This is a genomic window from Microbulbifer epialgicus (genome assembly GCF_041447265.1).
Classification (GTDB): Bacteria; Pseudomonadota; Gammaproteobacteria; order Pseudomonadales; family Cellvibrionaceae; genus Microbulbifer; species Microbulbifer epialgicus.
Map to the genome: position 1 here is coordinate 1 of NZ_JBGMEK010000110.1, position 10,501 is coordinate 10,501.

At 51.1% G+C, this 10,501-nt stretch carries 12 protein-coding genes; all 12 read left to right on the plus strand.

The window, feature by feature from the left end; genetic code table 11:
• Window positions 1–190 (plus strand): phage holin family protein (locus ACCI49_RS22045; RefSeq protein WP_503629706.1); only part of this gene is annotated, 190 nt, incomplete at its 5' end.
• A 2-nt stretch (window positions 191–192) separates the two neighbouring features.
• The gene (locus tag ACCI49_RS22050; RefSeq protein WP_371841390.1) at window positions 193–693 is read left to right on the plus strand and encodes a DNA-packaging protein; all 501 of its coding nucleotides are present in this window, start codon (window positions 193–195) and stop codon (window positions 691–693) included.
• The gene (locus tag ACCI49_RS22055; protein ID WP_371841391.1) at window positions 690–2,165 is read left to right on the plus strand and encodes a phage terminase large subunit; all 1,476 of its coding nucleotides are present in this window, start codon (window positions 690–692) and stop codon (window positions 2,163–2,165) included. The genes ACCI49_RS22050 and ACCI49_RS22055 overlap by 4 nt, the downstream gene beginning before the upstream one ends.
• Window positions 2,165–4,201 carry a portal protein gene (locus tag ACCI49_RS22060; protein ID WP_371841392.1) on the plus strand — a complete coding sequence of 679 codons (2,037 nt, stop codon included), beginning with the start codon at window positions 2,165–2,167 and terminating at the stop codon, window positions 4,199–4,201. Before ACCI49_RS22055 ends, ACCI49_RS22060 begins: the two co-directional genes overlap by 1 nt.
• Window positions 4,202–4,205: 4 nt before the next feature.
• A complete protein-coding gene (locus ACCI49_RS22065) occupies window positions 4,206–4,451 on the plus strand; it encodes a hypothetical protein (protein ID WP_371841393.1) in 246 nt (81 codons plus the stop codon).
• A 6-nt stretch (window positions 4,452–4,457) separates the two neighbouring features.
• Window positions 4,458–5,456, plus strand: a complete 999-nt coding sequence (locus tag ACCI49_RS22070; protein WP_371841394.1) for a hypothetical protein — start codon at window positions 4,458–4,460, stop codon at window positions 5,454–5,456.
• 2 nt (window positions 5,457–5,458) lie between these two features.
• Complete coding sequence (locus ACCI49_RS22075; protein ID WP_371841395.1) at window positions 5,459–6,352, plus strand: SU10 major capsid protein; 894 nt, start codon at window positions 5,459–5,461, stop codon at window positions 6,350–6,352.
• 56 nt (window positions 6,353–6,408) lie between these two features.
• Window positions 6,409–6,741, plus strand: a complete 333-nt coding sequence (locus tag ACCI49_RS22080; protein WP_371841396.1) for a hypothetical protein — start codon at window positions 6,409–6,411, stop codon at window positions 6,739–6,741.
• Complete coding sequence (locus tag ACCI49_RS22085) at window positions 6,738–7,145, plus strand: phage adaptor protein (protein WP_371841397.1); 408 nt, start codon at window positions 6,738–6,740, stop codon at window positions 7,143–7,145. The genes ACCI49_RS22080 and ACCI49_RS22085 overlap by 4 nt, the downstream gene beginning before the upstream one ends.
• Before the next feature lie 15 nt (window positions 7,146–7,160).
• On the plus strand, window positions 7,161–7,925 hold the full coding sequence (locus ACCI49_RS22090) for a hypothetical protein (protein ID WP_371841398.1): 765 nt from the start codon (window positions 7,161–7,163) through the stop codon (window positions 7,923–7,925).
• A complete protein-coding gene (locus ACCI49_RS22095; protein ID WP_371841399.1) occupies window positions 7,925–9,451 on the plus strand; it encodes a hypothetical protein in 1,527 nt (508 codons plus the stop codon). Before ACCI49_RS22090 ends, ACCI49_RS22095 begins: the two co-directional genes overlap by 1 nt.
• The coding region (locus tag ACCI49_RS22100) for a hypothetical protein (protein ID WP_371841400.1) at window positions 9,448–10,501 on the plus strand (1,054 nt) is incomplete at its 3' end. The genes ACCI49_RS22095 and ACCI49_RS22100, both read left to right, overlap by 4 nt.

Below are 10,501 nucleotides of genomic sequence, written 5' to 3' on the forward strand. Positions count from 1 at the left end.
CCTAGTGGGTGTAGTAATAGCTGCATTGGGTCTAGTCGTGAATTGGTATTACTCACACCAGCGGCACAAATTAATGAAAGCGCAGAGCTGGGAGAGTTACAACTCAGAGAAGCACGGTTATGAGCTAACCATTGACCAGCTGCCTAAGCATACGGATTCGATATCTCCTCACAAGTATCAGGGTAAATAATCATGCCGGCACCTGAAGGCAACCAATTCTGGAAAGCGCGGACCAAGCATGGGCGTGACAAACTGTTTGCTAACTCTGAATGCCTATGGGAAGCCTGCTGTGAATACTTTGAGTGGGTAGAGGAAAATCCTTTATTCGAATCAAAACTGTTTTCATATCAAGGCGCAATTAGTGAGGGTGTCATACCCAAGATGCGGGCTATGACCATATCCGGGCTTTGCTTGTTCCTTGATATAGACCGCTCAACCTGGACTGCTTGGAAGACTGACGAAGGTTTTTCCACAATCATTTCGCGAGTGGAAGAGGTTATCTATTCGCAGAAGTTCGCAGGCGCAGCAGCTGACTTGTTGAACCCCAATATCATTGCCCGCGAGCTGGGATTGAAGGATGCCAACACTCACGAAGTATCAGGCCCTAACGGTGGACCTATAGAGCACTCTATGACCCTGGCTGAAGCTAACGACCTCCTCAAAGAAGCCGGCATTGACCCAGACAGCGTATGAACAAGCTGCAACTAGCGGCAGCAATCAAACTGGTAAGGCAAGAGCGCGAATTCCTCCAGACGGTGCCGCCCAGGCTCCGAGAGATATTCACCACCGATAAGCGGACAATCGTTTTAGTTGGTGGCCGCGGCTCAGCAAAGTCGTTTACTGCCGCAAAGTTAATAGCCAAGCGAGTTGCACAAGGGCAGCGTTGGCTATGCGCTCGCGAGTTCCAGAACAGTATTGATGACTCCGTTCATGCGCTGATGAAGGCGCAAGTCGATGAGCTTGCTTTGCCTGAGCTTAGGTACGACGCAACCCGGGTGTATGGCCCTGACGCTGGCGGTGCTTTCTATCGCGGTTTGGCTCGTAACCTGGAGAGCCTTAAGTCAACTTTCAATCTGAATGGTGTATGGGTAGAAGAGGCCCGCACCATGTCTCAGGCAAGTATCGACATACTTGGCCCAACGGTGAGGGAAGAGGGCTCACAGCTGCTGTTTACTCTCAACAGGGGCAGCAGTAACGACCCATTCAGTAAGCATTACTTGGCGCCCTACGAGAAGCACTTAGCCAGGGATAAGCGCTACGAAGATGATGACATTCTCATCATTGATATTAACTACGACGATAACCCCTTTTTCCCCAACGTCTTGGAGAAGGACAGGCTCAGAGACAAAGAGAAGCTGCCCCGGGCCAAGTATGAGCATATTTGGCTGGGCGCTTATGAGGACTCAGTGGAAAACGCAATTATTGAGCCGGACTGGTTTGATGCTTGTGTCGATGCTCACAAGAAGCTTGGCTTTGGACCTGTTGGCCAGGAGCGGATTGCATACGACCCAGCTGACTCAGGTGATGCTAAAGCAGTGGCCTATATGCACGGCTCTATTCTGCTTGATGCGCAAAACACTGAAGCTGGTGACCTGGATAGTGCAACCGATTGGGCGCTGAGCTTTACCAATGACCATAAGCCTGACGCATTCCTCTGGGATGTGGTTGGCGTTGGTGCTGGTCTTAAGAAGCAGGTCACCGACGCTTTGGAAGGTAAGAAGATAGAGGTAGAGGGTTTTAATGGAGCTGCCACACCGGTAGACCCGGATGCTATCTACAAGCCAGAAGACGGCGAGATCAAAGAGCCCAAAACCAACAGGGAAACATTCGCCAATCGTCGCGCTCAGTTTTACTGGATGCTGCGAGACAGGATGTTCAAAACCTTCTTGGCAGTTGAGAAGGGTAAGTACATCAACCCTGATGAGCTGATAAGCATTAATTCAGAAATCAAAGAGCTTGCACAGCTTCGCTCTGAAGTTTGCCGCTTGCCGCGCAAGTATGTGGCCGGGGGCAAAATTCAGCTGTACAGCAAGCAGGAAATGAAATCCAAATTCCAAATTGACTCACCCAATATGGCCGACGCGCTAATGATGTGTATGGCTGAGGTGACCGTCGATGATGATGACTTCGATTACTCCCAATCCAACCCTGGAATCCGTTACTGATGGCAAAGACTAAAGGCGAAATCCTGAAATTAGCTGAGCAATGCATTCAGCTATCAGAGGGCGATGACGATTCCACCAACTCCGATGACCGCGCCGAGGCGTATAAGTATTACTACGGTGAGCCCTTCGGCAATGAGCGTGATGGACGCTCCGATTATGTGAGCCGTGATGTATTTGACGCGGTGGAGGATGCCAAAGAGATTTTATTGGAGGTGTTCGGCTCTAACCGGGAGACCGTGAAGTTCACCCCGCAAGACCAGAATGACGTATTGCAGGCAAAGCTGCGCACCAGTTACTGCAACCGAGTATTTAATAAAAACAATTCCGGCTATTCCATCTTGCACGACTCTATCCAGGATGCGCTGCTTGCCAAAAACTGCACGGCCAAGGTCTACTGGAACGAAGAGACCGAATACAAAACCGAGCAGGTGCAGGGCATCATGCCGGAAGCCTATGAGCAGCTTGAAAGCTCTGAGGCTGAAATTGTTGAGGCGGTACAGGATGAGGTCAGCGGCCTGATTGATGCTGAACTCAGAGTGCCTGTTGATGCCTCTCGCGTTGCGGTTGAAGTTATCGCCCCTGAACGTGTGGTCCGAGACCCGAACGCAACCGATCCGAGTAAAGCCCGTTTCTGGGGTGAAAAGAGTGAGGTTACCCGCTCCGAATTAATCGAGATGGGCTTTGACTCCACAGTAGTTGCTGGCCTGACTGCTGACGGTGATTCTCAAGATGAAATGGAAGAGCAGGCCCGCGAAGGTGTGACGACTGGCGATGACCTGCTTGGTGAACCCTCGCAGGAAACACTGGAACTTTACGAGCTGTTTATCTGGTGGGATGACGAGGGCGATGGTGTTGCCCAATTGCACCAAGTCTTTAAGGTTGGCAATACCATCCTTGAGACTGAAGAAGTGCAGCGGATGCCGTACTTCAGTTGGGCAGCGCTTCGGGTAGCCCATCGATATGATGGCTTATCCACTTACGACATTATTGGCGATATTCAAAAGCTAAAGTCGACCATCAAGCGGCAGATAGTAGATAACCTACTGATTTCCAATAATCAATCCCGTGTTGCCCGGCAGGGTGCGTTTGTTAATCCTGCCGATTGGATTGATAACCCTGTTGGCGCAACTCATTGGCTCAGCAAGACTGCAGCGGGACCAATTACTGACCATGTGATGGCAACTCCGGCCCCACAATTAACACCGCTGACAATGCCCGCCCTGGAGATGCTGAACCAGGACAAGGAGCACCGGGTCGGCGTGTCTCGTTTAACTTCGGGGCTCAATCAGGACGTTATCAGCAACCAAAATGCTGATGACATGATTAACCGCATGACCAGCGCAGCAATGCGGCGAATGATGGGCATGGCTAGGCGGTATGCCGAGCTCTTCTTGATTCCAATATTTCAAGAGATTTACACCTTGGCTCTCGAGCACGACCAGAAGGGATTACTGGCTGAAGTTGATGGCGAGTGGCAACAGCTCAACCCGCAGGAGATGGGCGAAGGTGTTGACATGGAGGTAACCACAGCTCTTACCCCAGATGATGCTGAGATGCGTGCACGCACGTTGATGGTGTTGCACAACTCGCTGACTCAGGGCGCGCAGATGGACCCCTCATTGCAGGCCATTTACTTACCGCAGAATAAATACTCTGTACTGCGCGAGATATTCAAATTATCTGGCCAACCGTCGCCAGAATTCCTGACGGATCCAAACAGCACTCCGGCACAGCTGCAGCAGCAGTTAATGCAGACTCAGCAGCAGCTGCAGCAGATGACCATGCAAAACCAGCAGCTCCAGGCAGTATTGCAGCAGTTCAATCAGCAGGAGCTGGATGTCAAAGTGCAGGATGCACAGACGCGGCAGGTTAAGGCGATGGGAGAATTAGACCTCAAGCGTCAGAAGCAAATGACAGACGCTTCCCTTGGCGACCGCAAGCAGTCCTTGGCCGAGGATGCTGAAGCCCATGACCAAACCATTGATGAGCTGGAACTCGCCCTTGAGCGCCGGCAGGACCGCAACGTAAGCATTTAATCCTATGAAGAAACTACTTAAGCGGGTTGCCAATACCTGCCTGTCAGCCCGTGCGTGCTCGGTACATGCCAAACAACTCTGGGATGACCCTGCATTTAAACAGGCGGTTAAGGATGCAATCGCAGATATTCAGGGTGAATGGCTCCATTGTGAGAACCCTGAGCAGCGCGAGGAGTTGCACCGCCAGTCCCGTGCACTGCATCGCGTCACCGAAAAATTAAACAGCTATTACCAACCAACAGAGGAATAACCGGCTATGTCGGATTCTGATACCAACGCAATTGATGCTGCCCTTTCCGAAGTGCTGGGCGAATCTAGTGATTCAACTGAAACAGATGAATCTGAAGCGTCCACTGATAACTCCACGGAAACGGAGGCCGAAAGCGAAGCTGAAACTACTACTGAAGCCGATGAGGACTCCGGAGAGCAAGCAGAGGGAGAGGGGGACACTGAAACTGAAACAGAGGAGGGCGAAGAGACCAGCGACGAAAATGAATCAACTGATGAGCCTACCTTCGAGGTGGATGGCGAGCAGGTATCACTCTCCCAGGTAAAAGCTTGGCGGGACACTGAGAAGAACCTTCAAGACAATTTCTCCAAGAGGCAGCAAAAACTAACGGACACCCAAAAGCAAGCTGACCAGAAATACCAGCAGCTTGACCAGGGTTTGCAGTTCCTTGAAAGCCAACTGAAAGGCCCACTAGCTCAGTTCGACAGCGTCAACTGGCAAGAGCTGCAGGCCAATGACCCGGCGAAGTATCAGGAGCTGCACGGGCAGTATAAAGTTGCGCTTCAAGGTTTTCAGCAAGTCGAGGAAGCCCGCAAAAAGCTAAAGGAGCAAGCTGAGGGGCAGCGTAAGGCAGACCACCAGCGAAAGGCCAAGGAGGCAGTAGAAGTCTTGCAGGGGATGCACTCAGACTGGAGCAATGAGCTGTACCACTCGGTGCTGAAGTACGCAGTCGAGAAGGGTGTTCCCCAGGAAGAAATTGCCAACGAAACCCGCCCTTGGGTGATTTCCGCATTACTCAACCAGATGAAGGCCGAAAAGGCCCAAGTTAAACCCACACCAAAACCCCAAACATTAAAACACACGATTAAGCAGAAGGCTGTGCAGAAGCCCCGCAGTAAAGCCCAGAAGCGCGCGGATGCAATAAAGCGGGACCGCACACTTGCTGCAAAGGGTGACCGAGCTGCTCAAAACCGCCTTACTGCCCACACTGTAAATAGTGAAATCGACCGTATTTTAGGAAACTAGCAATGACTACCACATACGATTCAGTAGGTAACGCCGAAGATGTGAAAGATGCAATCTTCGAAACTAAATTGATTGACCAGCCGATGCTGAACGTAATCAAAGACGGGAAAGCAAGCGGCAAGCTTCACGAATGGCAAAAGCGGGATACCACGGCGCCAGGCGAAAATGCACGGCCGGAAGGGGCTGATATAGGTACGTTCGGCTACACGCCGACAGCGATGATGAACAATCGTTGCCAGTTGATGGATAAGCCATTCAAAATCTCCGACACACTCGAAGAGATTAAAAAGCACGGCCGCTCTAGTGAGCTGAAGGACCAGTCCACCGTAAAACTCCGCGAACTTAAGAACGATATTGAGTACGCTTTTAATGGTGCTGGCAAGCAAACTCGACAGACTGGTGATGGTAACGATGTGCCGGACAAAATGGATTGCGCACAGGTGCAAATTCATAGTGACTGCCGGGTAGACCACGGTGCAGCATTCACGGCATCAAATGGTGAAGCCTCAATCAAGGCTGGTCAGCTAGCCACTTATAACAACGGTGGTAATGTTGAAACACTTCTGATTAACCCTATTCACGCTGACCCCATTGCAGGATTTGCACAGCAGTCAGGGCGAAACCGTGACGTGGAAGAGAAAAGGCTAGTTGATTGTATCGATATCATTGATACGCCTCATGGTTCCGTGTCGGTGGTCAAAGGCCGGTATATGGACATTTCCACAATACTTGGTCTTGATTCAGAGTTCTGGTCTGCTGATATTCTGCAGAAAACCAAGATGGTGCCGCTCGCAATAACTGGCCACAATCAAAAAATGATGTGGAAAACTGAGCTGACACTGGCTTGTCTCAATGATAAAACCAGCTTTGTAATTGAGAACATCACCACCTCTTAAGTTTTACCCTCTCCAACTAAGGGCGCCTCCGGGCGCTTTTTTATTGCTCAAAATTTATGGCCAGAACACACGAAAGTTTCGCGATTGAAGATGGCACCGTCTATCAGGTCCGCAAAGATAATGAGCAAGCCTTCTTTGCTCAGCAGGACCACCGCCGGCATCAAATAGAAGCGGGCGCAGTGAAGGAAGATTACCGCCGCCTCCGCTTCAGTATACCCGCAACTATTCAGCTCGAAATCATCAAGAAGTACGGCAAGGAAATGGACCCGATCCGTTACGGGAAAATGTCACCGGCTGAAAAGCGTAAATTCAACCAGATAATTCACTCAGAGTTTCCCCGCTGCATTATGGGCGGACGCTCACAGAAGTTCTTTGAGGGTATTTCATGACAATCACCAATTACGGCGAGCTGAAATCTGCTATCGCTCGGTGGTTGGAGCGTGAGGACTTGGATGAGTCGATACCAGATTTTATTGGCCTGGCTGAGTTGCGCATTCTCCGTGAGTTTCGTGCAGCGACTATCACTGCAGAAATCAATGGAGCTATCGATATAACGCGCAATGAGGACTTCTCCGGCAAGTTGGTAGGCAACACGGATACAAACCCGGTCCTTGATGCTGCACCAGACCTCTATTTGTTTGGGGCGCTCGTGGAAGCAGAATCCTTCCTGATGAATGACAGCCGTATCCCTCTCTGGGAATCAAAATTTCAAGACCAGCTACATCGATTGAACCTCATCAGTGAAGAGGTCGAGCTATCCGGCTCAGGCTCAATCGTGCAGAACGCTTATTAATCTTGGATTCAGAACATGCCTATCGAAGATGCTAACTATATCTCTGAGCTGGATAGCAATAATCCTGCACATGGTGACCCCGCGGGCTGGGGTGATGACCATCTCCGTATGATGAAAAAGGCTTTGAAAAATAGCCTTCCAAATATCTCCGGAAAGGTCGATTTAACTCATGATGAAATCAATGGGTTGCCCCAGAGCATTCTGGATGCAGTAAGCGCTACCGTTAATTTCATGCTTCCTCATACGGAACAGAAATATTCCATCAAGCCTTGGTCAACAATCCTCGCGCCTGTGCCTGATGGCTGGCAGCTTATGGACGGCACAAACGGTATACCTGATTTGCGTGGTTTGTTCGTTGTTGGTGCTGGAAACGGCTATTCAGTCGGCGATTCCGGTGGCTCTGTCGACAGGGAAACCGAGGAAGCAGGAGAGCATGACCACGATGGCAAGACTGGGGGAACTGCTATCACAAAAGCACAGATGCCACCGCACGGCCATGGTGTTGCGGGCCAGAAAGTTCTTGCCTATCCCGGAAATGAATCTTCAACTTTCGGCCCAGATTACGACCCATCGGATAAAGACGGTAAGGTGATTGAGCTTCAATCAGAGGGGGATGGCGAAAAGCATGACCATACGGTTGGTTCGGATGGCAAGCACAAACACACTGTAGACGTAAGACCACCTTATTACGCCCTGGCCTGGATTATCAAGACCTCTGAAATTACCAGCAGTGATATCACTGATTTGCTTGCCGGTTTGAGTGGGGAGGACGTGGAATAATGCCTTTTTATCCTGTACGCCAACTTGGCGAGCGCGGCATTAATGCCGACCAGCCAGCCTATGAATTGGCAATCAATGAATTCAGTTTTGGTCGCAATGTGCGCTTTGCCAACGGCGCAGCCCAAACCATGCCAACCCCGATAGCCCTGGAAGACCTGGTAGAAACCCCACTATGGGGCGAGGGTTGGATTGCTGACGGTATACCGCAGTTGGCTTATGCCTCAGCAAGCAAGCTGTACCGCCGTGAGAATGAGGTGTTTGTCGAGCGCACAGGCACAGATTACTCATCCGGCTATAACGGCGACGATTGGCACAGTGAGGTCTGGGGAGAGTCGGCAATCTTTAACAACGGTGTCGATATCCCGCAAATAATCGAACCGAATGATACCGAATTTAAAGACCTGCCTAACTGGCCTGATAACCTGCGGGCAAAGTGTATTCGGATCTATAAGGGTTTTATGCTCGCGCTGGGCATCACCGAGGATGGTGTGAGCTATCCAAACACAGTGCGCTGGAGTGACGAGGCAGAGCCCGGAACAGTACCGGAAACTTGGGATGTTGCTGATACCTCAAACTTAGCAGGTGCAAACCCCATTGATGCAGGGGCAAGTGAGCTGGTTGACTGCTTGGCAATGGGCTCCGCCAATATCGTCTACAGCCATGACGCTACCTACTTGATGCAACACGTTGGTGGCCAATTCATCTTTTCATTCGAAACCCTTTTTGACCAAGGCATTCTCTGCCGTGATGCCGTGGCAGCCTTTGACCGCAATCACTTTGTGGTCGGTTCCACTGAAATCTTTGTCCACGACGGTCTGACGCCTCGCCCTATAGCGCACCGCAGGGTTAATAAGAGATTTTATGGAGAGTTGGCACAGCGGGATAAGGTGCGCTGCATTGCCAACCACAAGACCAAAGAGGTTTGGATTTACTACAGCACCAACTTATCGGGGCCAGCAAACCGTGCACTGGTTTATAACTGGCTAGATAACACTTTCACCTTTGTAGATTTGCCTAATGTCGCTTGCGCGGTGTTCGCCCCAAAACAGGGGGAGATTATTACCTGGGATGAACTCTCCGGAATTAGCTGGAAAGACCTGACGCAGAGCTGGGGGGACATGTCAGAGACCACCTATTACCCGGTGATGTATTACTTCACTGATTCCCAGCTCATGGAAGCCGATTATCTTGCCACCGGAAGCAGCACAGAAGAAGCGTATTTAGAGCGCACCGGAATAGACCTCGACCAATTTATCAAAGCTCCCTCTAAGCGTTGGAAATTGATTCGACAGATAGTCCCTCAAATAGATGGTGAGGGCCAAGTACGGATAACTATCGGTGGCTCTGACACACCTATGGGTGCTGTGCGCTGGAGACAGCCTCGACTTTTCGATGTGCAGACTGGGCTAAAAGTAGATTGCCGAGTAAAGGCTCGCTACTTGGCTATTCGTATCGAGTCAGTCGCTGATGGCTTTTGGCGCTTGACCGGGTGGGATGTGGACTTACTACAGGTTGATGGAAGATGAGCTATAGAACAGGCCCAGGTGTACCGCGCAGCCTCCCTGAGCTTTGGCAGTTTGTACGCCGTGAGTTTATGTCGATAGAGCGGCTTTACACGCGTGTCGAAAAAGAAACGAAGGATGCACAAGGTACTGCAGATAATGCTCAAGACTCTGCTGATGAGGCGGGTAACGCGGCAGCAGATGCGCGCGACCAGGCTGACAGCGCCACCCAGGCAGCGGCCGAAGCGCAGGCAGACGCCGATGCGGCTATAGCAGACCTGGATGATATCGGGGCGGATGGTCAGCTGCACCCCTCTGAAAAATTGCGTGCAAACCGTGAATATAATGACTTAATCAGCGAGCAAACGGGTATTGTTAATCAGGCTACTGCCCTTGGGATTACCACAGAAAAAAACAAATATTCTGATGAGATCACAGCGCTAACCGATTATTTGCAGGGGTTAACTCCTACTTGGAATGCCACAGACAGCACAACGCCTATCACCCGCAGCACTTGGAACAATAAATGGCAGGCGGTCTACGCCTCCAGGCAGGGCTTACTTAATAGAATCGCAGCGGTTTTGCAGGACTTGGCAAACGCCGCCCAATCTTCAGCCGATAACGCGCAGACAGATGTAGATAAAGCCCTGGCAGAGCTGGATAGCATCGCTTCAGATGGGGAGCTGCACCCCGCCGAAAAGCTGGTAGTGATTCGAGAGTATAACCAGCTGATAACGGAGCAAGCGGGAATTGAGAATCAAGCAAGTGGTGCCGGCCTTACTACTGAAAAGGCGAACTACTCGGCGAGTTTGTCATCGCTGACGAGTTACTTAGAAGGGTTACATCCTGCTTGGAGCGACGCCAGCGCCACCACAATTGTCAGTCGCACCCTCTGGAACACCAACTGGGAGACGGCGTACAACGCCCGGCAAATCCTGCTCAACGCCATCGCCCAGCAGGCCCGCGAGGCGGGCATGGTCGGGGCCACACTGCAATTTCAGTGGGATGGAAGGCCCACCGGGCTCAGCTGGCCCACCAGCACCAACTATGCCGGCGGCACTAAATATTCGTTTA